This window comes from Achromobacter sp. 2789STDY5608615 (assembly GCF_001298995.1).
GTDB lineage: Bacteria > Pseudomonadota > Gammaproteobacteria > Burkholderiales > Burkholderiaceae_B > Achromobacter > Achromobacter insuavis.
This window is the reverse complement of record NZ_CYTY01000020.1, coordinates 16,093-37,387: the sequence shown is the minus strand read 5'-3', so window position 1 is coordinate 37,387 and position 21,295 is coordinate 16,093. Positions and strand designations below refer to the sequence as shown.

At 71.7% G+C, this 21,295-nt stretch carries 18 protein-coding genes; 7 read left to right on the top strand and 11 right to left on the bottom strand.

Annotated features, from left to right (window positions below):
* Positions 1 to 90: 90 nt before the first annotated feature.
* Both AOZ49_RS18210 and AOZ49_RS18205 read right to left on the bottom strand, forming a co-directional pair.
* On the bottom strand, positions 91 to 1,494 hold the full coding sequence (locus AOZ49_RS18210) for a dipeptidase (RefSeq protein WP_054476965.1): 1,404 nt from the start codon (positions 1,492 to 1,494) through the stop codon (positions 91 to 93).
* Positions 1,495 to 1,526: 32 nt separating this feature from the next.
* Positions 1,527 to 2,501 carry a tripartite tricarboxylate transporter substrate binding protein gene (locus AOZ49_RS18205; protein ID WP_054476963.1) on the bottom strand — a complete coding sequence of 325 codons (975 nt, stop codon included), beginning with the start codon at positions 2,499 to 2,501 and terminating at the stop codon, positions 1,527 to 1,529.
* A 132-nt stretch (positions 2,502 to 2,633) separates the two neighbouring features.
* Here AOZ49_RS18205 and AOZ49_RS18200 point away from each other — a divergent pair, with 132 nt between their 5' ends.
* Together AOZ49_RS18200 and AOZ49_RS18195 are read left to right on the top strand one after the other, a co-directional pair.
* On the top strand, positions 2,634 to 3,548 hold the full coding sequence (locus AOZ49_RS18200; protein ID WP_054434771.1) for a LysR family transcriptional regulator: 915 nt from the start codon (positions 2,634 to 2,636) through the stop codon (positions 3,546 to 3,548).
* 211 nt (positions 3,549 to 3,759) lie between these two features.
* Positions 3,760 to 4,803: a D-cysteine desulfhydrase family protein gene (locus AOZ49_RS18195; RefSeq protein ID WP_054476961.1), complete on the top strand. Its 1,044-nt coding sequence runs from the start codon at positions 3,760 to 3,762 to the stop codon at positions 4,801 to 4,803.
* 60 nt (positions 4,804 to 4,863) lie between these two features.
* On the opposite strand, the gene AOZ49_RS18190 is transcribed toward AOZ49_RS18195, so the two are convergent.
* The 6 genes from AOZ49_RS18190 to AOZ49_RS18165 are packed head-to-tail and all read right to left on the bottom strand — an operon-like array spanning position 4,864 to position 13,530.
* Positions 4,864 to 5,850: a tripartite tricarboxylate transporter substrate binding protein gene (locus AOZ49_RS18190; RefSeq protein ID WP_054434775.1), complete on the bottom strand. Its 987-nt coding sequence runs from the start codon at positions 5,848 to 5,850 to the stop codon at positions 4,864 to 4,866.
* 40 nt (positions 5,851 to 5,890) lie between these two features.
* The gene (locus AOZ49_RS18185; protein WP_054476959.1) at positions 5,891 to 7,834 is read right to left on the bottom strand and encodes an acyl-CoA synthetase; all 1,944 of its coding nucleotides are present in this window, start codon (positions 7,832 to 7,834) and stop codon (positions 5,891 to 5,893) included.
* A 17-nt stretch (positions 7,835 to 7,851) separates the two neighbouring features.
* Positions 7,852 to 8,985, bottom strand: coding sequence for an acyl-CoA dehydrogenase family protein (locus tag AOZ49_RS18180; protein WP_054476957.1), 1,134 nt, complete (start codon positions 8,983 to 8,985; stop codon positions 7,852 to 7,854).
* A gap of 9 nt (positions 8,986 to 8,994) precedes the next feature.
* On the bottom strand, positions 8,995 to 10,191 hold the full coding sequence (locus AOZ49_RS18175; protein ID WP_054476955.1) for an acyl-CoA dehydrogenase family protein: 1,197 nt from the start codon (positions 10,189 to 10,191) through the stop codon (positions 8,995 to 8,997).
* 11 nt (positions 10,192 to 10,202) lie between these two features.
* Complete coding sequence (locus AOZ49_RS18170) at positions 10,203 to 11,384, bottom strand: acetyl-CoA C-acyltransferase (protein WP_054476953.1); 1,182 nt, start codon at positions 11,382 to 11,384, stop codon at positions 10,203 to 10,205.
* 25 nt (positions 11,385 to 11,409) lie between these two features.
* The gene (locus AOZ49_RS18165; RefSeq protein ID WP_054476952.1) at positions 11,410 to 13,530 is read right to left on the bottom strand and encodes a 3-hydroxyacyl-CoA dehydrogenase NAD-binding domain-containing protein; all 2,121 of its coding nucleotides are present in this window, start codon (positions 13,528 to 13,530) and stop codon (positions 11,410 to 11,412) included.
* Positions 13,531 to 13,812: 282 nt separating this feature from the next.
* On the opposite strand from AOZ49_RS18165, the gene AOZ49_RS18160 reads away from it, so the two are divergent.
* The 4 genes from AOZ49_RS18160 to AOZ49_RS18145 all read left to right on the top strand — a co-directional run bounded on the left by AOZ49_RS18160 (position 13,813) and on the right by AOZ49_RS18145 (position 17,753).
* Positions 13,813 to 14,739: a LysR family transcriptional regulator gene (locus AOZ49_RS18160; RefSeq protein WP_054434788.1), complete on the top strand. Its 927-nt coding sequence runs from the start codon at positions 13,813 to 13,815 to the stop codon at positions 14,737 to 14,739.
* A 320-nt stretch (positions 14,740 to 15,059) separates the two neighbouring features.
* Positions 15,060 to 16,358 carry a hypothetical protein gene (locus AOZ49_RS18155; protein ID WP_054476950.1) on the top strand — a complete coding sequence of 433 codons (1,299 nt, stop codon included), beginning with the start codon at positions 15,060 to 15,062 and terminating at the stop codon, positions 16,356 to 16,358.
* Complete coding sequence (locus AOZ49_RS18150) at positions 16,340 to 16,927, top strand: hypothetical protein (protein WP_054434792.1); 588 nt, start codon at positions 16,340 to 16,342, stop codon at positions 16,925 to 16,927. Before AOZ49_RS18155 ends, AOZ49_RS18150 begins: the two co-directional genes overlap by 19 nt.
* 94 nt (positions 16,928 to 17,021) lie before the next feature.
* Positions 17,022 to 17,753 (top strand): hypothetical protein, encoded by a 732-nt coding sequence (locus tag AOZ49_RS18145; protein ID WP_054476949.1) that lies wholly within the window; start codon positions 17,022 to 17,024, stop codon positions 17,751 to 17,753.
* 24 nt (positions 17,754 to 17,777) lie between these two features.
* Here the strand turns inward: AOZ49_RS18145 and AOZ49_RS18140 are convergent, their stop codons facing one another.
* Together AOZ49_RS18140 and AOZ49_RS18135 are read right to left on the bottom strand one after the other, a co-directional pair.
* Complete coding sequence (locus tag AOZ49_RS18140) at positions 17,778 to 18,233, bottom strand: DUF2000 domain-containing protein (RefSeq protein ID WP_231690382.1); 456 nt, start codon at positions 18,231 to 18,233, stop codon at positions 17,778 to 17,780.
* 72 nt (positions 18,234 to 18,305) lie between these two features.
* Positions 18,306 to 18,983: an HAD family hydrolase gene (locus AOZ49_RS18135; protein WP_054476946.1), complete on the bottom strand. Its 678-nt coding sequence runs from the start codon at positions 18,981 to 18,983 to the stop codon at positions 18,306 to 18,308.
* A 112-nt stretch (positions 18,984 to 19,095) separates the two neighbouring features.
* Between AOZ49_RS18135 and AOZ49_RS18130 the strand changes: the two genes are divergently transcribed.
* Positions 19,096 to 19,905, top strand: a complete 810-nt coding sequence (locus AOZ49_RS18130) for an AraC family transcriptional regulator (RefSeq protein WP_054476944.1) — start codon at positions 19,096 to 19,098, stop codon at positions 19,903 to 19,905.
* 44 nt (positions 19,906 to 19,949) lie between these two features.
* Here the strand turns inward: AOZ49_RS18130 and eno are convergent, their stop codons facing one another.
* Positions 19,950 to 21,230, bottom strand: coding sequence for a phosphopyruvate hydratase (gene eno, locus AOZ49_RS18125; RefSeq protein WP_054476943.1), 1,281 nt, complete (start codon positions 21,228 to 21,230; stop codon positions 19,950 to 19,952).
* Positions 21,231 to 21,295 lie beyond the last annotated feature (65 nt).

Sequence of the window (21,295 nt, the reverse complement as noted above, 5' to 3'; positions counted from 1 at the left end):
TACCAAAATTGTTGGCGTCCGCCGGGCGATCCCCCCGCGAGTCCGCGCGGCGGGGCCTGGGGCCTTGCCCCGGCCCCGGGCCCGCCGCGCTCAGGCGCGGAACGCCGCCGGCTGGTACTGGCCGAGCGCGTCGAGCAGCCGCGTCCAGGCCTGCACGCCCTCGCGGATCGAGCCGATGCGGAAGAACTCGTTGGGCGCGTGCACGTCCTCGTCGGGCAGGTTGAAGCCGAACATCAGCGTGTCGATGCCGAGCGTCTCCTTGAACACCGAGGTGATGGGCACGGTGGCGCCCAGCCGCACGTGGATCGGCTCGCGGCCGTCGCCGGCCTGCAGCACCGCCTGGGCCGCGCGCACCAGCGGATGGTCCGGCGCCAGCGTCGAGGCCGGCGAGCCGTCGTGCATCGCCACCACCTCCAGCGCGGCGCCGGGCGGGCAGTGGGCCCGCAGGTGCGCCAGGACCGCGCGGATCACGCGCGCCGGGTCCTGGCCTTCGACCACGCGCACGGTCAGCTTGGCCGAGGCCTCGCAGGCGATGATGGTCTTGGTGCCGGCGCCGGTGTAGCCGCCCCACATGCCGTTCACGTCCAGCGCCGGGCGCAGCGTGATGCGCTCGCGCGGGCTGTAGCCCGGCTCGCCATGGCTGGCCGCGCCCACGTCGTCGAAGAACGCCGCCTCGTCATAGGGAAACGCGGCCGTGTCCTGGCGCTGGCGCGGCGTGGGCGGCGTGGCGTCGTCGTCGAAGCCGGCCACCGCGACGCGGCCATCGGCCGCATGCAGCGTGGCCAGCAGCGCGGCCATGTCGTGCAGCGCGTTGCGCACGCCGCCGCCATAGCGGCCGGAATGCAGATCCTTGGCCGCCGTGCGCAGCCGCACCTCCAGCGCCGCGTTGCCGCGCGCGCCGGTGTTGATGGTCGGCACCTGGGCGCTGGCGCGGCCGCCGTCGGCCGACAGCACCGCGTCGGCGGCCAGCAGGGCGCCGTGACGCTGGATCAGCGCCCGCAGCGTGGGGCTGCCGGTTTCCTCTTCGCCCTCGATGAACACCTTGATGTTGACCGGGCAACTGCGCAGCGTGGCCAGGAAGGCGAACACCACCTCCAGCGCCACGGTGGTCGAGCCCTTGACGTCGGAGGCGCCGCGCGCATAGAGCCGGTCGCCGACCTGGGTCGGCTCGAAGGGCGGCGTGCGCCACAGTTCCAGCGGGTCGGCGGGCTGCACGTCGTAGTGGCCGTAGATCAGCAGCGTGGGCTTGCCGGGCGCGCCCAGCCACTCGCCGTAGACGGCCGGCTCGCCGCCGCCGTCCAGCAATTGCACGTTGTGCAGCCCCTCGCGGCGCAGCCGCTCGCACAGGAAGTCGCGCGCCTGCGCCATGTGCGCGGCAAAGGCCGGGTCGGCGCTGACGCTGGGGATGCGCAGGAACGCCTTGAGCCAGTGCGCGATGGACGGCTGGCGCTCGTCGAGATGCGCCAGCACCGGCTGGATGAGAGTGTCGGACATGCAGACTCCGTGGGAAGGAAAAGGGCGGCCGCTCATTCGGCCTGGAAACCGCTGCTGCGCACCAGTTCGGTCAGGCGCGCGGTCTGTTCGGCATAGAAGGCTTCGCTGGCGGCCAGGGTCTGCGGCTCGAACAGGATCTTGCCCTGGGCCAGCAGCGTCTTGCGCGCGGCGGGGTCGGCCAGCGCCGCCTCGACCGCGGCGTGCAGCTTCTGCGCCACCGCGTCGGGCGTGCCCTGCTTGACCATGTAGGCGGTCCAGATGGTGTAGTTGAAATCCTTCAGGTTGGCGCTCTCCTGCACGCTGGGCACATCGGGCAGCATCGGCAGGCGTTCGCGGTTGAGGGTGCCGATGATGCGGATGCGGCCTTCGCGCCGCAGGTCCGCGTAGTTGGCCTGATAGGGCACGATGGCGAAGTCGATCTGGCCGCCCGCCATGTCGGTCAGCAGCGGCGACGCGCCGCGATAGGGGATGTGCGTCAGTGTCAGGCCGGCGCGCTTGGCAAGGGCCTCGGTGATGAGGTGGATCATCGAACCCGCGCCGCCCGAGCCATAGGTCAGCGGCGCGCCGCCGCGCCTGGCCAGCGCCACCAGTTCATCGACGTTGGCCACGCCCAGCCCGGCGCGCGTCATCACGACATAGGGCGAGGTGGCGACCGGCGCGATCATGCGGAAGGCCTCGGGCCGGTAGTGGACCGACTTGTTGGTCAGCCCGGCCAGGATCAGTTCGTTGGGCGATCCCTGGAACACGTAGTAGCCGTCGGCCTTGGCGCCCAGCACGCGATTGGCGCCGAGCACGCCGTTGGCGCCGCCCAGGTTCTCGACGATGACCTGGCCGCCCAGCGTCCCGGTCATCGGCCCCTGCAGCGCGCGCGCCGTGATGTCGCTGGCGCCGCCGGCCGGATACGGCACCATCAGCGATACCGGCCGGACGGGGTAGTCTTCGGCGGCGGCGGCGCCCGTGGCCAGCAGGGCGAGCGTGGTGACGGCGGATAACAGCAATGTCTTCATCGGATTCCCTTGGGTGTTGTGTGTTTTCCGGAATGCTAGAAGCGCTGTTTTCATATGTCCAATCGATTGATTGGCTGATTACAATGCGTTTTATGCATGATTATTCGCGGCGCGGCCGCGGCCGGAGTCTTCATGAATCTTTCGCAACTGGCCCATCTGGTGGCGCTGCTGGAAACCGGCTCGTTCACCCGCGCCGCGGAATCGCTGCATCTGTCGCAGCCGGCGTTCAGCCGCAGCATCCAGCTGCTGGAGGCCGAGCTGGGGGCGCCGCTGGTGGACCGCATCGGCAAGCGCAACGAGGCCACGCCGCTGGGCCGGCAGGTGGCCGCGCGCGCCCGCCGGGTGCTGGCCGAGGTGCACGAGATCCGGCGCGAGGCCGAGCTGCTGGCGCAGGGCGAGGCCGGCGCGGTGGCGCTGGGCCTGGGCGCCGCGCCCAGCGCGCTGTTCAGCGTGCCGCTGATGCGCCATGTGATGGACGCCTATCCGCGGCTGCGCGTGCGCCTGTCGCGCGGGCCGACCGACGCGCTGCTCGCCGGCCTGCGTGAACGCGCCCTGGACGCGCTGGTGGTGCACGTGCGCACGCTGGACAACGACGCCGACCTGGACGTGGCCGCCATGCCCAGCCTGGCGTCGGGCTTCGTCTGCCGCCCGGACCATCCACTGCTGGCGGGCCCCGCGCCGTCTCTGCCGCAGGTGCTGGCCTATCCGGTGATGTCCACCGGCCTGTCGCCGGAGATCCGGCGGCGCGTCGCGGCGGCGCGGCCGGACGGCTTCGAACTGCACATGGAGAGCGAGGACATCGCCGGCCTGCTCGATATCGCCGCGCGCTCGGACGCGGTCTATCTGGGCGTGCTGGCGTCGGCCGCGGGGCCGATCGCCGCGGGCCGCCTGGCGCGCCTGCCGCCGCCGCCGGACTTCGACATCGCGGCGCACTTCGCCTTCGTCACGCTGCGCGGCCGCAGCGAAAGCCCGGCCACCCGCATCGCGCGCGAGTTCTGTTTCGAGCAGATGCGGCGGGCCGCGCAGGGTTCGGCCGCCGAGGGCTAGGGCCGGTTCACACGACAAGAAGCCTCGCACAGGCCCTGGGACGCGCCTTGCGGTGTGGACCGCCCCTGGCGCGGCGGATTCATGCCGCTTTCTGCACAATCGGCATGCCAGCCCTGATCAATCGCGCGGCCGTCTTGGCGTATCCTGCTGCGGTCGGCGTCCCGCGTCGGCGGCGCGCGCCGCCGGCCATGCCTCTTTTCCTGGATTCCCCATGCCCACTGGCCTTTCGTCCGCGTTGCAGCGCTTTCCCCGTCATGCCTTGCTCGACGGCCCCACGCCGATCCAGCGCCTGGCCGGACTGGAGGCGGCCCTGGGCGCCTCGGCCAACGGCGTGCGCCTGTACGTCAAGCGCGACGATCACATGTCGCTGGGCGGCGGCGGCAACAAGCTGCGCAAGCTGGAGTTCCTGTTGGGCGAGGCGCGCGCGCAGGGTGCCGATACCGTGGTGACGGTCGGCGGCCTGCAATCGAACCACGCGCGCCTGACCGCGGCGGCCGCGGCCCGCGCCGGCATGGCCTGCGAGCTGGTGCTGGGCCGGGTGGTGCCGCGCGACGACGTCGATTACGAGGAAAACGGCAACATGCTGCTGAACCGCCTGTTCGGCGCGACGGTGCATGCGCTGCCGGCGGGCGCCGATGCCATGGCGGCGGCGCTGGAGCGGGTGCGCGCGCTGGAGCTGGCCGGGCGCCGCGTCTACCTGGCGCCGCTGGGCGGGTCGACGCCTGTCGGCGCGCTCGGCTACGCCGCCTGCGCGCTGGAGATCCTGACGCAGTCGCGTGAACTGGGCGTGGACTTCGCCCGCATCGTGGCGGCCAACGGCAGCGCCGGCACCCATGCCGGCCTGGCGGCCGGCATGGTCGCGGCGGGCCTGCCCGCCACCCGCGTGCAGTCGTTCACCACGCTGGCCGACGTCGAGGTCGCGCATGCCAAGACGGTCGACCTCACCGCCGCCACGCTGGCGCTGCTGGCGCAGGGCCAGGCGGACGAGATCGCGGCGCCGGCGCCCAACGACATCCTGGTCGATGGCAGCCAGCGCGGCCTGGCCTATGGCGTGCCGACGCCGGCCATGCTGGAGGCGGTCGGCCTGCTGGCGCGCAGCGAAGGGCTGCTGCTCGATCCGGTGTATTCGGGCAAGGCCTTCGCCGGCCTGCTGGCCGACCTGCGCGCCGGCCGCCACGCGCCGGGCAGCGACGTGCTGTTCGTGATGACGGGCGGCGCGCCCGGCCTGTACGCCTACAAGTCCGCGTTCCAATGAAAAACGGGCCGGCCGCCGCGAGGCGTCCGGCCAGTCCTGGACGAAACCAGGGGTGGGGCGTCAGTCCTTGGCCATCAGCCCCAGGTACTCGATCAGGCTTTTTTCCTTGACGTAGGTGGCCTGCGCCCAGGCCTTGTAGTCGGCGCTGTCGCGGTAGGCCGGCTCCTGGTTCAGCTGCTTCATGATCTCGATACTGGCCGGGTCGAACAGCGCCTTCTTGAAGGCGTCATGCAGCGTCTTGACCACCGCCGGGTCCATGCCCTTGGGGCCGGCCAGGCCATAAGGCGAGGTCGACACGACCTTGTAGCCCAGCTCCTGCGCCGTGGGCACGTCGGGCCAGCGCGTGGTGCGCTTGTCGCCGAACGTCACCAGCAGCCGCATCTTGCCCGAGTCCACGAACTGGTCCCAGCCGGTGGCGTCGCTCTGCGCCATCACGTGGCCGCCCAGCAGCGCCTGCTGCATGTCGGCGTTGCCCTTGTACGGCACGTGGTTCAGCTTGACCTTGGCGTTGATGGCCACTTCCTCGATCAGCAGGTGCGGCGATGAGCCCACGCCGGTCGAGCCGTAGTCGACGCTGCCGGGGTTCTTGCGCGCGGCTTCGATGTATTCGTTGAAGGTCTTGTAGGGCGAGTCGGCGCGCACCGTGAAGCCGAAGGTGTAGCCCGACAGCCCCAGGATGAAGGTGAAGTCGTTGATCGGATCCCACGAGGTCTTCTGCATGTAGGGCATGCGCAGCATCGCCAGCGTGTACAGCGCGACGGTGTAGCCGTCGGGCTTGGCGGTGCGCGACATGGTGGCCGGGCCGAGCGTGCCGCCGACGCCGGGCCGGTTCTCGACCACGACCGGCTGGCCCAGGTACTTGGAAGCGTCCTGCGCCACGATGCGCATGTGGCGATCGGTGGAGCCGCCGGCCGGGAACGGCACGATCAGGGTGATGGGGCGATTGGGAAAGGCGCTTTGCGCCGACGCGGCGGGCGCCAGCGCGCCGCCGGCCAGCGCCAGCAGCAGGGCGCCGACGCAGGCGCGGCGCAGGGGTTGATGGGCCATGGGGGCGTGTCTCCAGTGTGGTTTTTTTATGGGGCGCCGGTCAGCCGCGCAGGGCGACCTTGACCGGCAATCGTTGCAAGGCCTCGCGCAGCTGCTCCTTCAGCGGCGCGGGGGTGGCGGCGTCGGCTTCGACGGCGACGTCGGGCTGCGCGTCGGGCAGCACGCGCAGCAGGGGACTGTCCGGCGGCAGGCCGGCCTGTTCGAGGACGCGCTCGACCACGGCGCGCGCCGAGACCGCTGTCGCCAGGCGGCGCAGGTCGGGCTTGTAGATCTTGCCGACGTTGGTCATGGGCATCTGCTCGAGCACGATCACGCGCTTGGGCCGCGCCGGCGCCTCGTCGACGTGGGCGGCGGCGTAGGCGACCAGCTCGGCCTCGGAGACCTCGACGTCGTCGGCCAGGGTCACGAAGGCGATCGGCAGCTCGCCCGCGTACGGATCGGGCGCGCCCACCGCGGCGCAGATGCGCACCGCCGGATGCGAGGCCAGCGCGTCCTCGATGGTCTTGGGATCGATGTTGTGGCCGCCGCGGATGATCAGGTCCTTGGCGCGGCCCTGCAGGTGCAGGCGGCCCTCGGTGTCGAGGAAGCCGACGTCGCCGCTGATGAGCCAGCCGTCCTCGGTGAAGGCGCGGGCGGTGTCCTCGGGGTCGAGAAAGCCGGGAATCACGTTGGGCGACTTGAACAGCAGCATGCCGGCCTGCCCGGGCGGCAGGTCGCGCGCCGGCTGGCCGGCGGGCGCGTCCAGGCCGACCACGCGCACCTGCACGTAGGGCAGCGGAAAACCCACGCAATTGACCGGGAAGTCCGAGCCGGGCGGCGTGATCGAGGTGATGCCGGCCATTTCCGTCATGCCCAGGCTTTCGTTCACGTGCAGGCCGAACAGGCGCTCGAAGCGCGCCGCCAGCTCCGCCGGCAACGGCGCGGCGCCGGTGCGGCAGTAGCGCAGGGTCGAGATATCGGCGCCGTCCAGCGGAATCTCGGCCAGCGCCGCCAGGATGGTGGGCACCCCTTGCAGCGAGGTGGCGCGGTGGCGCTCCACCAGCCGCCAGTAGTTGCGCAGCACCTCGCGGTTGCGCAGCAGCAGCGTGGTCGGGATCACGGTCTGCACGCCGGCCGACAGCGCCGCCAGCGAGGCGGGCAGCACGCCGGCCACGTGGAACAGCGGATAGCCGTTGATGACCACGTCGCCCGGCCCCGCGCCCTGCAGTTGCACCGCCGCCCAGGCCGTGAAGACCTGGTTGGCGTGGGTATGGATGGCCAGCTTGGGCGCCCCGGTAGTGCCGCCGGTATGGAAATAGGCGGCCACGTCGTCGGCGCGGATCACGCGTTCGTTCAGCAGCCGGTCCAGCGGCTGGGCGGCGCGCGCGCTGTTGAAGTCGAGCGCGTCGTCCGGCAGCGCCGGCCGCCGCGACGGCGGTTCGTCATGCGGCGCCACGCGCAGCAGCGTGCGCAGCGATGGCACCCGCTCGCGCAGCCGCAGGGCCTTGGACCACGACTCGCACTCGGTGTCCGAGCCATACGCGATCAGCACCTTGGCGCCGGCGGCGGCCAGCAGCGAGGCCAGCTTGTCCTCGGTCAGCAGCGGGTTGAGCGGCTGCACGATGCCGGCGGCCTCGCCGCCCCACAGCGCCAGGTGGTATTCGAGGCAGCCGGGCAGCAGCACCCCGACCGCATCCGTCGGACCCACGCCCAGGCTGTGCAGCAGGTTGGCGGTCTGGTGGATGCCGGCCAGCAGTTCGTTGTAGCTCCAGCTGATCGCCGGTTCGTCGGGGTCGGCGCTGCACAGGAAGGTCAGCGCCAGGCGGTCGCCGAAGGCGGCGGCCGAGTTGCGCAAGAGCTCGTAGGTGCTTTGCACCGTCAGCGTTTCGGCCAGCGGCCGCGCCGCCAGGCGCTGGACGTCGGCGGCGGTCCTGACCGGGAAGGGGGCCGAGAAGGGCCGGGCGAGGGGCGGGGCGATGGGGGCGTCTGTGCGGGCCTGCGTCATGATGTGCTCCTCGCCGCTCAGGCCCGCCCCAGGGCGATGTAGCGCCGCAGGTGGTGGTCCTCGTCGCCCAGCTGGTGGTCGATCATGACCAGCCGCTTGGCGTAATGCGCCAGCGGCAGCTCCCAGGTCGTGCCGATGCCGCCGTGCAGCTGGATGCTCTCTTCGGCCACCAGCGTGCCGATGCGGCCGATGGTGTACTTGGCGGCCGACAGCGCGCGTTCGCGCGTGGCGCGGTCGGGGTGGTCGAGCGCGGCCGCGGCGTTGATGACCGCCGAGCGCGCCTGCTCGATCTCCAGCAGCACGTCGGCCATGCGGTGCTGCAGCGCCTGGAAGCTGCCGATCGGCACGCCGAACTGGCGCCGCGTGCGCAGGTATTCCAGGGTCGCGTCGCGGGCGCAGTCCATCGCGCCCACGGCCTCGGCGCACAGCGCCAGGATGCCGCGGCCGGTGGCATGCTCCAGCAGCGCATGGCCGGCGCCGGCCTCGCCCAGCAGGCTGTCGGCGCCCAGCGCCACGTTCTCGAAGCCGAGTTCCGCGGCGCGGCCGCCGTCGATCAGGTCGTAGCCGCGCACGGTCACGCCCGGCGTGCCGGCGCTGACCAGGAACAGGCTGATGCCGGCTGCGTCGTCCTCGGCGCCGCTGGTGCGCGCCGACACCAGGAACAGGTCGGCATGCTCGCCGCCCGTCACGACGGCCTTGGCGCCGTTCAGCGCCCAGCCGTCGCCGCTGCGCTCGGCGCGCGCGCGCACCTCGTTCAGGGCGTAGCCGGAGCCGGGCTCGGCCGCGGCCAGCGCGGCGGTGATGCTGCCCGCGATCAGGCCGTCCAGCGCCTCGCGCTGCGCCGCGCTGCCGGCGCGGGCGATGGCGCTGCCGACCATCAACGCATCCAGGAAGGGTTCCAGCACCAGGCCGCGGCCCAGCGCCTCGAACACCACGCTGATGTCGAAGCCCGCGCCCCCCAGGCCGCCGTGCTCCTCGGCGAACAGCGCGCCGATGGCGCCCAGTTCGGCATAGCGGCGCCAGAATTCGGGGTTGTAGCCTTGCGCCATTTTTGCGTGGCGCTCGCGCGTGGCGAAGTCGTATTGTTCGGCGACAAAGCGGCGCAGCATGTCGGACAGCATGCGCCGGTCTTCGGTGTGTTCAAAGTTCATGGCCGGCCTTTACAGTCCCAGGATCATCTTGGAGATGATGTTCTTCTGGATTTCGTTGGAGCCGCCGAAGATCGACAGCTTGCGGTTGTTGAAGTACTGCGCCGCGGCGCTGTCGGCGCCCTCGGGGCCGATGGGCGCGGCGTCGTAGCCGTCGTGCAGGGACTCGGCCACGAACGGGCGCGCATAGGGGCCCATGGCGCGGCGGTTCAGCGCGGTGATCTCCTGGCGGATCTGGGTGCCGCGGATCTTGAGCATCGAGCTTTCGGCGCCGGGCGCGCCGCCGCCGGCCACCGCCGCCACCACGCGCAGGTTGGTGGTGCGCATGTTGGCCAGTTCGATCTCCACCCGCGCCAGCCGCGCGGCGAAGTCGGGATCCTCGGCCAGCGGGCGGCCGTTCTTCTTCTGGCTGGCGGCCACCGTCTTCAGGCGCTCCAGCGCCGCGGTCGACTGGCCGACGCCGGCGATGTTGGTGCGCTCATAGGTCAGCAGGTACTTGGCGCAGGTCCAGCCGCGGTTTTCCTCGCCCACCAGGTTCTCGACCGGCACCCGCGCGTCCGAGAAGAACACCTCGTTGACCTCGTGCTCGCCGTCCAGCGTGATGATGGGGCGCACCTGCACGCCCGGGCTGGCCATGTCGATCAGCAGGAAGCTGATGCCTTCCTGGCGCCGGCCCTCGCTGGAGGTGCGCACCAGGCAGAAGATCATGTTGGCGTACTGGCCCAGCGTGGTCCAGGTCTTCTGGCCGTTGACGACGTAGCGGTCGCCGTCGCGCACCGCGGTGGTCTTGACCGAGGCCAGGTCCGAGCCAGCGCCGGGCTCGGAATAGCCCTGGCACCACCAGTCCGAACCGTCCAGGATGCGCGGCAGCCAGTGGCGCTTCTGCGCCTCGTTGCCGTACTTGATCAGCACCGGCCCCAGCATGCTCAGGCCGAACGGCACGATGCGCGGCGCGCCAGCCAGCGCGCATTCGTTGTCGAAGATGAACTTCTGCGTGGCGCTCCAGCCGGTGCCGCCGTATTCCACCGGCCAGTGGCTGGCGAGCCAGCCCTGGCGGTTGAGGATGGCGTGCCATTCGACCATGTCGGCGCGCGCCAGCAGCTTGCCCTGCGTGACCTTGGCCGACAGGCGCGCCGGCAGGTGCGCGGCCAGGAAGGCGCGGACCTCGTCGCGGAAGGCGTTTTCTTCGGGGGTGAATTCCAGATCCATCGGGCGATTCCTCAGTAGATTTCGAACAGGCCGGCCGCGCCCATGCCGCCGCCCACGCACATGGTGACGACGGCGTAGCGCGCGCCGCGGCGGCGGCCTTCCAGCAGCACGTGGCCGGCCAGGCGGGCGCCGGTGACGCCGAACGGGTGGCCCAGCGCGATCGAGCCGCCGTTGACGTTCAGCCGCTCCATCGGGATGCCCAGGCGTTCCTGGCAGTACAGGGCCTGCGAGGCGAAGGCTTCGTTCAGTTCCCACAGGTCGATGTCGTCGACCTTCAGGCCGTGGCGCGCCAGCAGCTTGGGCACGGCATAGACCGGGCCGATGCCCATTTCATCGGGTTCGCAGCCGGCGATCGCCAGGCCGCGGAACGCGCCCAGCGGGCGGATGCCGGCGCGTTGCGCCTCGGCCGCTTCCATCAGCACGCAGGCGGCGGCGCCGTCCGACAGCTGCGAGGCGTTGCCGGCCGTCACGAACTGGTCCGGGCCGCGCACCGGCGCCAGCTTGGCCAGCGCCTCGTAGGTGGTGCCGGGGCGGTTGCAGGTATCCTGGTCCACCGTGACCTCGCGTTCCGACACGGCGCCGGTGGCGCGGTCGGTGACGGCCATGGTGGTGGTCACGGCGACGATCTCCTCGCGCAAGCGGCCGGCGGCCTGCGCGGCCTCGGTGCGCGCCTGGCTCTGCGCGGCGAAGCGGTCCTGCGCCTCGCGGCTGATGCCGTAGCGCGCGGCGACGATGTCGGCGGTCTCGATCATGGGCAGGTACAGCTCGGGCTTGTTGGCCACGATCCACGGGTCCATGCCGCTGACGCCGTCGTCGCGGGTGCGGATCTGCGAGACCAGCTCGACGCCGCCGGCGAGCATGGCGGGCGCGCCGTCCATGACGATGCGCGCCGCGGCCGAGGCGATGGCCTGCAGGCCCGAGGCGCAATAGCGGTTGACGGTGGCGCCGCCGACACTGACCGGCAGGCCGGCGCGGATCACCGCCTGGCGGCCGATGTTGCGGCCGGTGGCGCCCTCGGGGTAGCCGCAGCCGATGAAGGCGTCCTCGATCAGGGCGGGGTCGATGCCGCTGCGTTCGACCGCGGCGCGCACCGCGTGGGCGGCCAGGGTCGGCCCGGCGATCAGGTTGAATTCGCCGCGCTGCGCCTTGGTGATGGGCGTGCGGGCGGTGGAGACGATGACGGCTTCGCGCATATCGGTTTCCGTTGGGTGAGTGGGGTCAGGCGGCCTGGTTCAGGCTGGCGAAATCGCGGCCGGATTCGGCCAGCTCGATCAGCAGCGGCGACGGCTTCCAGAACGCGGGGTCTTCCTTGGCGTACGCGCGGATGTCGGCCAGCACGTTGGCCAGTCCGACGCGGTCGGCGTAGTGCATCGGCCCGCCGCGGTGGCGCGGAAAGCCGTAGCCCGACAGGAACACCATGTCGATGTCCGACGGCCGCAGCGCGATGCCCTCGCGCAGCACGTTGGCCGCCTCGTTGATCATCGCCGCCAGGTAGCGGCGCTGGATGTCCTCGGCGCTGAAGGCGCGCGGGGCGACGCCGGCGCGCTGGCGCTCGGCGTCGATGATGGCCAGCACTTCCGGGTCGGGCGTGCCGTGGCGCGCGCCGTCGGGGTACAGGTAGAAGCCGCGGCCGGTCTTCTGGCCGAACCAGCCGCGCTCGCACAGGCGGTCCGGGATCTGCACATAACGCAGCGCCGGGTCGCGGGTGGCGGCGCGGCGCTTGCGGGTGGCCCAGCCGATGTCGCCGCCGGCCAGGTCCACCATCTGGTACGGACCCATGGGATAGCCGAAGTCGCGCACCGCCGCGTCGATGTCGTAGGGCGAGGCGCCGTCTTCCATCATCATGTCGGCCGCCTGGCGGTGCACCGCCAGGATGCGGTTGCCGATGAAGCCGTCGCAGACGCCCGCGCGCACCGCGATCTTGCGCAGGCGGCGCGCCAGTTCGAAGCCGGTGGCCACGGTGTCGGCCGCCGTGTCGCGGCCGACCACCACTTCCAGCAGCTTCATGATGTTGGCGGGCGAGAAGAAGTGCAGCCCGAGCACGCGGCCCGGATCGCGCGTGGCCTGGGCGATGCGGTCCACGTCCAGGTACGAGGTGTTGGTGGCCAGCACCGCGTCGGGCCGGACCACGCGGTCCAGCTGCGTGAACACGGCCTGCTTGACGTCCATGTCCTCGAACACGGCTTCGATGACCAGGTCGGCATCGCCCAGCGCCGCGTAGTCAGTGGCGCCGGTGAGGCGCGCCAGGCGGGCGCCGCGCTCGTCGGCGCTCATGCGGTTCTTGCCGACCAGCAGGTCGTAGACGTGCTCGACCCGCTGGCGGCCGCGCGCCAGCGCGGCGTCGTCCTGCTCGACCATGACCACCGGCAGGCCCGCGTCCAGCAGCGCCACCGCGATGCCGGCGCCCATCGTGCCGCCGCCGATCACGCCGACGCGCTCGAGCCGGCGCGGCCTGGCCTGCTTCAGCTCGGGGATCTTGGCGGTTTCGCGTTCGGCGAAGAAGGCGTGGATCAGGCCGGCGCGCTGCGGGCTGTCCAGGCATTGCAGGAACAGCGCGCGCTCGGTGCGCAGGCCTTCGTCGAACGGCAACTCGACGGCGGCGCGCACCGCTTCAAGGATCTTTGCCGGCGAGAACAGGCCGCGCGTGGTGGCGGCGCTGCGCTGGCCGGCGGCGTCGATCGCGGCCAGGGCGGCGGCTTTATCGGCCAGCGCCTGGCCGTCGCGGCTGCGGCGCGGCGCGGCGCCTTGCGCCAGCAGCCGGCGGGTGTAGTCCAGGCCAGCGGCCAGCGGGTCGGCGCCGCTCGCCAGTTCATCGGCCAGGCCGGCGGCGACGGCGGCCTGCGCCGTCATCGGCTTGCCCGACAGCATCAGATCCAGCGCCGCCGCGGCGCCGATCAGGCGCGGCGCGCGCTGCGTGCCGCCCGCGCCGGGCAGCAGGCCCAGCGTCACTTCGGGCAGCCCCAGCCTGGCGCCGGGCAGGGCCACGCGGTAGTGCGTGGCCAGCGCCACTTCCAGCCCGCCGCCCAGCGCGGCGCCGTGCAGCGCGGCCACGACCGGCTTGGCGCTGGCCTCGATCTGGTTGCACACGTCGGGCAGGGCGGGCGGACGCGGCGGCTTGCCGAATTCGCGGATGTCGGCGCCGGCGATGAAGTTGTTGCCGGCGCCGGTCAGCAGCACGGCCCGCACCTGCGGATCGCTGGCGGCCTGGTCGATGGCGCGCGCCAGGCCCGCGCGCACATCGGCGCTCAGGGCATTGACGGGGGGATGATCGATGGTGACGACGAGAACGTCGCCGTCGCGGCGCGTATGAACGGCGCCGGCGGGTGCGCTGGCTGTCATGGGACAGTGTCTCCGGTAGGGTCGCCGCCCGCGCCGGCCCTGGCCGGGACGCCGCGGCGGCTCAGGGAAGGCGCTGTGCCGGCGGGGCCCGGGGGCGGACGCGGCGCTGTCGCGGCGCCTGGCGGGCCAGGAACGGCCCGTCTTGTATCCGTCTATTCTTTCCCAGCAAAGAAGTCTTGACAATGGCATCCATAATTGACAACGACGATAAAAGAATTTGACAATGCCCCCGGACCGCCGGGATGCAATGGACAAAGCCAGCGCGGGTCCGGGAGATTCGATATGGATACGAAAGCGCTGACCCTGCTGGTGGAGATCGTGGACGCGGGCAACCTGAGCGAAGCGGCGCGCCGGCTGAAGATGACGCGCGCCAACGTCAGCTACCACCTGACCCAGCTGGAGCGCGCCGTCGGCATGCAGCTGTTGCGGCGCACCACGCGCCACGTCGAGCCCACCGAAATCGGACTCAAGCTGTACCAGCACGGCCGCAGCATCCAGGACGAACTGGCGGCGGCGCGCGAGGCCGTCGAAACCCTGGGCAAGACGCCGCAAGGCAAGGTGCGCCTGAGCGTGCCCAGCGGCTACGGCCAGTTCGTGATGATGCCGTGGCTGATCGAGTTCAAGCAGGCCTATCCCGACATCGTGCTGGACGTGCTGTTCGAGAACAGCGTCGACGACCTGCTGCGCGACGAGGTCGACATCGCCGTGCGCATCATGTCCGAGCCGCCGCACAACCTGGTGGCGCGCGAGCTGGGCCAGGTGCGCTACGTGGCCTGTGCCTCGCGCGATTTCGCGCGCGTCCGCGGCCTGCCGGACAAGCCGGCGGAGCTGGCGCGCCTGCCCATCATCAGCGCCGCCGTGATCGGCCGGCCGCTGCGGCTGTCGGCCTACTATGGCGGCCAGCCGCGCCAGCACGTGGTGCTGGAGCCCACCGTGATCTCGCGCAACTACGCGTTCCTGCGCGAGGCGGCGCTGGCCGGGCTCGGCATCGGCGTGGTGCCCGATTACGTGGTGCACGACGACATCGCGCGCGGCGACCTGCTGCCCGCCTTGCCGCAGTGGCGGCTGAGCATCTTCGGCCGCGCGATGTACATGCTCTACATGCCCAACCGCCATCATCCGCGCGCCATCTCCATGATGATCGAGTTCATCCAGCAGCGCGCCCAGGCGGCGCACGAAGGACGGCCCGGGCTGCTGGGCGCGGCCTAGGACCGGCGTTTCGGCGGCGCCCGCCGGCTATCATCGGCGTCCGAGCCTCTGGATGCCGTCATGTCGAATGCCGATTGGAGTTTTCTCGCGCCCGCCCGGCGCGAGACGCCGGCAGCAAGGCGAGCCCGGCGCCACGGACCTGGCATCCGCGCGAAAGTTTGACAAAAAGAAACATAATGATAAAAATGCCGACCATTCCCGCGCCGGCTGGCGCCGGGAGTCCCCGGCCGCGGCCAGGGCGGTCTTGACCGCCTCTTGCCCATCGCGCCTGGCGTAGGCGTTGTTCCGATCCATTGCGGGCCTTTTCTTGCGGAGCAAGTATGGCTTTCGTGTTCATGCGCCGGATATGGTCCGGCCTGCGGCGTCCGGACGGCGCCGCGTTGCGGTGGGGCATGTTGGGACTGGCGGCGATGTTGGCGGGGTGCGCGGGCAGCGAGCCGCGCATCGGCGACGCCTACACGGTGCACACCCCGATCTACGCCGACAACCGCATCTTCTATCTCAAGCCCGGCGACGATGAGCGCGCGCGCGTGCTGGAGCAGGCCGGCGCGCCGGCCTCTTCCGACGCGGAACGGCTGCTGGCGGTGCCCGCCAATGCGCCGCTCTCGATCATGATGCGGTCCGTCGAGATCCCGGCGCTGAAGGACGCGGCGGGCGTCAAGACCGCCGGCATCGACGGCCCGGCGGACTACGCGGTCATTCTCGACATCGCCGCCAAGGACGACGGCAGCAACCAGTCCATCGTGGTCTGGTACCAGCGCGGCGTGCAGCCCGATCAATCCCTGAACTTCTCCAATCTGCTGGTGTATTACGTGCAGCGCTGGGACGAGCGCGTGGCGCCGTCGTTCCGGCTGCGCGTGATGGACGTCACCACCGAACGCAACGCCGAGACCCTGCGCGCGCTGCAACGGGCGCAGGGCGTGGCCAACGGCGCGGCCAGCCTGGCCAACAATCCGCTGGTCTCGCCGCTGGTGGGGGTGGCCTTCACCGCCGCCGAGCTGGTGCTGGCGAACCAGCGCAACCGCATGGTGCTGGACTACAGCGTGCAGCTGTATTCGCAGTCGGCGGTGAGCCAGTCGGCCGGCTCCAACCTCGGCCTGCTCAAGCAGGGCACCTACGTGGTGGTGGGGCGTCCGGTGGCCGGCACGCGCGCGTTCTGGGAAAAGGCGCTGACCTACAACACCCGCACCAACCAGGTGATGGACGGCGCCGCGCCGCTGAACGTGCCGACCGCGCTGGTGTCGGTGGGCACCTTCGAGAGCATCGTGCCCAAGTCGGTGCTGGAAAAGTCGGTGGCGCTGACGGCGCTGCTGAGCAAGGTCGGCGCCAGCGCCTCGGTCGAGCAGGTCAGCGACGCGCAGGGCCGGCTGCAGGCCGCGCTGACCGCCTACACGCTGGGCGAGCGGCTGGCGCGCTATCGCGACCAGAAGACGCTGGACGAGATTTCGACCAAGCTGGCCGACGATGATTTCTCCAAGTCCCTCGGCAGCGAGGAAGCCTTCCTGCTGTTGCGCGGCCTGAACGCCTGCTATCGGTTGCAGAAGCCGCTGGCGGACCTGGAGGAATTCCGCACCTATCACGACAAGCCGGAGGGCCAGGCATGCGCGGCCAGATCCTAGCGCCGCGCGCCAGCGAGGGCGGCGGCTTCCTGCGGTGGCTGCCCCGGTTGTTGCTGCCGGCCCTGGCCGCGGTGCTGTTCGGCGGCTGTGCGTCGACCGCCGGACAGGCCCGGCTCACGGCGCCGGCGCCGGCGGGCATCGCGGATCCCGGACCGGTCACGGTGCCGGCTTCGTGGACGGCCGCCGCGACGCCGATGCCGCGGCTGTTCTCGCATCGGCTGCTGGTGCCGCCGCTGCAACTGGTGCAGATCGCTTTCTCCGCAGAGACCCCGACCGTGCTGGCGGCCATGCAGCGGTTCGCCGCCGCCGCGCCGTCCGCGCTGGAGGCGCGCGGCCTGTTGCGGGCCCGGACCCTGATCGAGCCGGACACCGGCTGGCTGACGTTGATTGCCCGCGCGCAAGGCGTGGACTGGGTGTTCGGCCTGCAGTTCAGCGCCGACGGCGGCGGGCTGCTGACACTGCGGTTGCGCACGGCGGGCGCCGGCAATATCGACAATCCGCGCCCGCAGGAAATGGACGCGCACATCGCCACCCTGGCGGCGCTGGCGCCGGGCCTGCTGGCCGATTGAATGCGGCGCGGCGGGCGCGCGTCTCTGGTATAAGGCCTGGAGTCGCCATCGGCCGCGGGGCCGATGGTCCCGACCTGACCGAGAGAGGTACACCTTGCCGCATCCGCTCACCGCGCCTCGCCTGCTGGCGTTGACGGCCCGCCAGTTCAGCGCGCAGGTTCCCGCCATGGTCGCCGCCGCGCCGTGGGCCTGCGTGCTGTTCGCGCTGTCGCTGCCGGGCGCGCTTCTGCTGAACCAGGCGGGCGGTCCGCGCGAAACCTGGTTCCTGCTGGCGGCGGTGGTCAATCTGCTGGCCCTGGCGCGCGTGGCGCTGGCGTGGCAGCGCCAGCTGGCGGGCGTGCCGCGCCAGGCGCCCAGCCTGGATGGCGCCCAGGCCCGGGTGCTGGCCCTGGTGTTCGCGGCGATCGTCGCGATCGCCGCCCTGAAGTCGATCAGCGGCAGCCTGACGCTCTCCCTGTATTTCCAGATGCCGAACACGCCCAGCACGGTGTTCCTGGCCATCGCATTGCTGTTGCTGATAATCCTGTGGCTGCCCATGACGCACCTGCTGGGATCCTGGTCCCTGGCCCTGCCGCAGGCCGCCCTGACGGATGGCTATGGCTGGCGGCGGTCGCGCCAGGCGCTGCGCGGCTCGGTCTGGCCGTTCGCTGTCGTGCTGCTGTTGCTGACGGGCCTGACCGAGGTGACCGGCGCCGCGTTGCGCCAGGCGCTGCTGTTGTGGCGCTCCGACGCCATCATCACGGCGGCGGGCGGCCTGTTGCTGACGCTGGCGCTGCTGCTGTTCCTGTCGATCCTGTGCGCCACCGCGTACCGCGAACGCGCCTGAGCGGTTGCGCCGGCGCGCGGGCGTTCAACGCAGCATCGGCAGGCTGCCGGTCAGCGCGTTGATCCAGCGCTTGGCGCCGGCCAGGCCGACGCCGAGCAGGGGCTGGTCGCGGTGCGAGGTCTCGCGGTGCCGCGCCCAATAGTGGGCGGCCTCATGGATCTCGCGGGCATAGGCCGGGAACACGGCCAGCCGCGCGCCGTCGGGCGGCGCGGACGCCAGCCGTTCGCGCAATTGCGCCATGCGCACCGCATCGGCCGAGAGCACGATGATGGGCAGGTGCGAGATGGCCGACGAGGCCATGCCATCGGGGTCGCGCAGCGGCGCGCCGGCCCAGCCGGGCAGGGCGGCCGCGAGGCCCGCGGCCAGGCAGGCCGAGACGTTGGCGGCCTGGCCCACGCCGAGCGTTGCCGCCAGCACGATCACGATTTTCTCCGGCACGGCGGGCGCGGACGGGACGACAGGGGAGGTGGGGACGGACATGCGCGGTTCCTCGGCAAAAGCCGCCATCGTCGGCGCCGGCGGCCGTCCTGTCTTGAACGCCAGTGAACGGGGTCAGGCCGCCGCCAGCCGCGTCAACGCCGCCGCGGCGCCGGTCAGGTCCGGCAGCACCGTGGCGCCGCGCTCGGCCAGCAGCCGCGCCTGCGCCGTCGCGCCCACGCCCAGGAAGCGCAGGCCCAGCCGGGCGGCCACCTCCAGGTCCCAGCGGCCATCGCCCATGGACAGCGCCATGCCATCACGCGCCTGCGGATGGCGCTGGCGCGCATGCGCCACGGCGCGCGCCACCAGGGCGTCGCGCGCCGGTTCCTCGCTGGCGGTGAACAGCGCATCGGGCCGGTAAACGATGCCGGCCGCGTCCAGCTTCAGGCCGCTGACCGCGCGCACGCCGCCGGTGGCGTAGACCACCGCCCAGTCCGAGTCGTCGAGCCAGCGCGTGAAGGCCGCCGCGCCGGCGATTTCGCGGATCGGCGCGGTCGCCATGGCGGCGCGAAAGCGCTCGGCCAGGTCCTGCTCGAAGCCGGCCTGCATCGCGGCGGACGGCGCCGCCAGGCCGTGGCGGGCGAGCGCATGGCGCAGGATGCCGGTGTCGGTGTGGTGGGGGTAACCGCCCCAATCCGTGTCCAGCGACGGCAGCGCCAGCGCCTGCATCGCGCCCAGGAAGGCGCGCTGGTGCAGCGCCACGGTGTCGGTCAGGGTGCCGTCGATGTCGAGCACGAGGATGTGTTTTTTCATTGGGTGGCCGCGGCAATGTCAAAATCCGGATTCTAGGAACGGGCGACCCCGCCGGTGGCGGGGATCCGGACAATGACTACGCCGTTTCGGACAACCCGGCGGCGCACCCACGATGACGGCGCAGAACAGCACCCGCGGCACCCGCAAGAGCACCAACCAGGTCGACTACCAATGGCTCGATCGCCCGCTGGGCGCCATGCCCAAGGAGTATCCGGACGGCCATCACAGCCGTCCACACCAGCACCCGCGCGACCAGCTCATGTACGCAGTGCAGGGCGTGATGCAGGTCAGCGCCGCCGGCAGCGTGTGGCTGGTGCCGCCGCGCAGCGCGCTGTGGATGCCGGCCGGCGTGACGCACGAGACCCGCATGCGCGGCCGCGTGTCGCTGCGCACGGCCTACATCGTGCCCGGGCTGGGCGCGGGGCGCGGGCCGGCGCTGACCGGCGTGTCGCCGCTATTGCACGAGCTGCTGCTGCGCGCCGCCGACATGCCGATGGACTACGACCCGCAGGGCAAGGACGGCCTGATTGCGCAGTTGCTGATGCGCGAGATCGACTGGGACGGCCTGGCCCACCTGGACATGCCGTGGCCGGCCGATGCGCGCCTGCGCGCCATCCACGAGCACCTGCTGCGCCAGCCCGCCGATGGCGACGGGCTGGCCGCCTGGGCGGCGCGCCTGGCGCTCTCCGAGCGCACGCTGGCGCGGCTGTTCGTGCGCGGCACCGGGCTGGGCTTCACCGCCTGGCGCCACCGCGTGCGCCTGATGGTGGCGTTGAGCCGGCTGGCGCAGGGCGCGCCGGTGGGCGTGGTGGCCCACGAAACCGGCTATGCCACGGCCAGCGCCTTCGCCGCCATGTTCAAGCGCCTGACCGGCGGCTTGCCGAGCCGTTACCTGGCGGCATCCGCGCCGGCCGCGCGCTAGAGGCCCGTGCCGGGCCGCTGTGGGCGCCGGTGGGTCGCGGGTCCTCAGCCGCGCCGCGCCAGCGCGCCGGCGCCGGCATAGACGGCGGCCGCGCCCAGTTCGCGCTCGATGCGCAGCAGGCGGTTGTACTTGGCGGTGCGGTCGGCGCGCGACAGCGAGCCGGTCTTGATCATGCCGCAGTTGGCCGCCACCGCCAGGTCGGCGATGCTGGTGTCCTCGGTTTCGCCGGAGCGGTGCGACATCACCACGCCGTAGCCTGCGCGGCGCGCCAGCGCCAGCACCTGCGCGGTCTCGCTGAGCGTGCCGATCTGGTTGATCTTGACCAGGATGGCGTTGGCCACGCCCTGGTCGATGCCGGCCTGGAACAGCCGCGGGTTGGTGCAGAACACGTCGTCGCCCACCAGCTGGCAGGCGCCGGCCAGCGTCGCGCCCAATGTCTTCCAGCCGATGATGTCGTCCTCGGCCATGCCGTCCTCGATCGAGACGATGGGGTAGTCGCGCACCAGCCCGGCCAGGTACTGCACCTGCTGTTCGGCGTCGCGCAGCAGGTTCTCGCCGTGGTAGCGGTAGCCGTCCGGGCCGTGGAATTCGCTGGCGGCCGGGTCCAGCGCCAGCGCGATGTCGGCGCCGGGGCGCAGGCCGGCGCGCTCGATCGCGGCCATGATGAAGTCCAGCGCCTCGGGCGCGTTGCGCAGCGTGGGCGCGAAGCCGCCTTCATCGCCCACGTTGACGCTGTGGCCGGCCGCCTTGAGGGCGTGGCGCAGCGTGTGGAAGACCTCCGCGCCCATGCGCAGCGCCTCGCGGAAGCTGTCCGCGCCCGCCGGCAGGATCATGAATTCCTGGAAATCCAGCGGGTTGTCGGCATGCGCGCCGCCGTTGATGATGTTGATCATCGGCACCGGCAGGGTCTGCGCCTGCACGCCGCCGATGTGGCGCCACAGCGGCAGCCGCTGGCTGTGGGCGGCCGCGTGCGCCACCGCCAGCGACACGCCGAGCAGGGCGTTGGCGCCCAACCGGCTTTTGTCGGGCGTGCCGTCCAGTTCGATCATGATCTGGTCGATCCGGGCCTGCTGATCGGCCGGCAGGCCCAGCAGGGCGGCGCGCAGTTCGGTATTGACCGCGCCGACCGCGCCCAGCACGCCCTTGCCCAGATAGCGGGCGGCGTCGCCGTCGCGCCGCTCCAGGGCCTCGCGTTTGCCGGTCGAGGCGCCCGACGGCACCAGGGCCAAGCCCTGGGCGCCGTCGTCCAGGCAGACCTCGACTTCGACGGTGGGATTGCCGCGGCTGTCCAGGGCTTCGTGGGCGGCCAGGTGGGTGATGTGCATGGGGGACTCCGTAAAGGACTTGGGGAAAAGGGAAACCGTCAGTTAATTCAAACAAGCGGCAATCG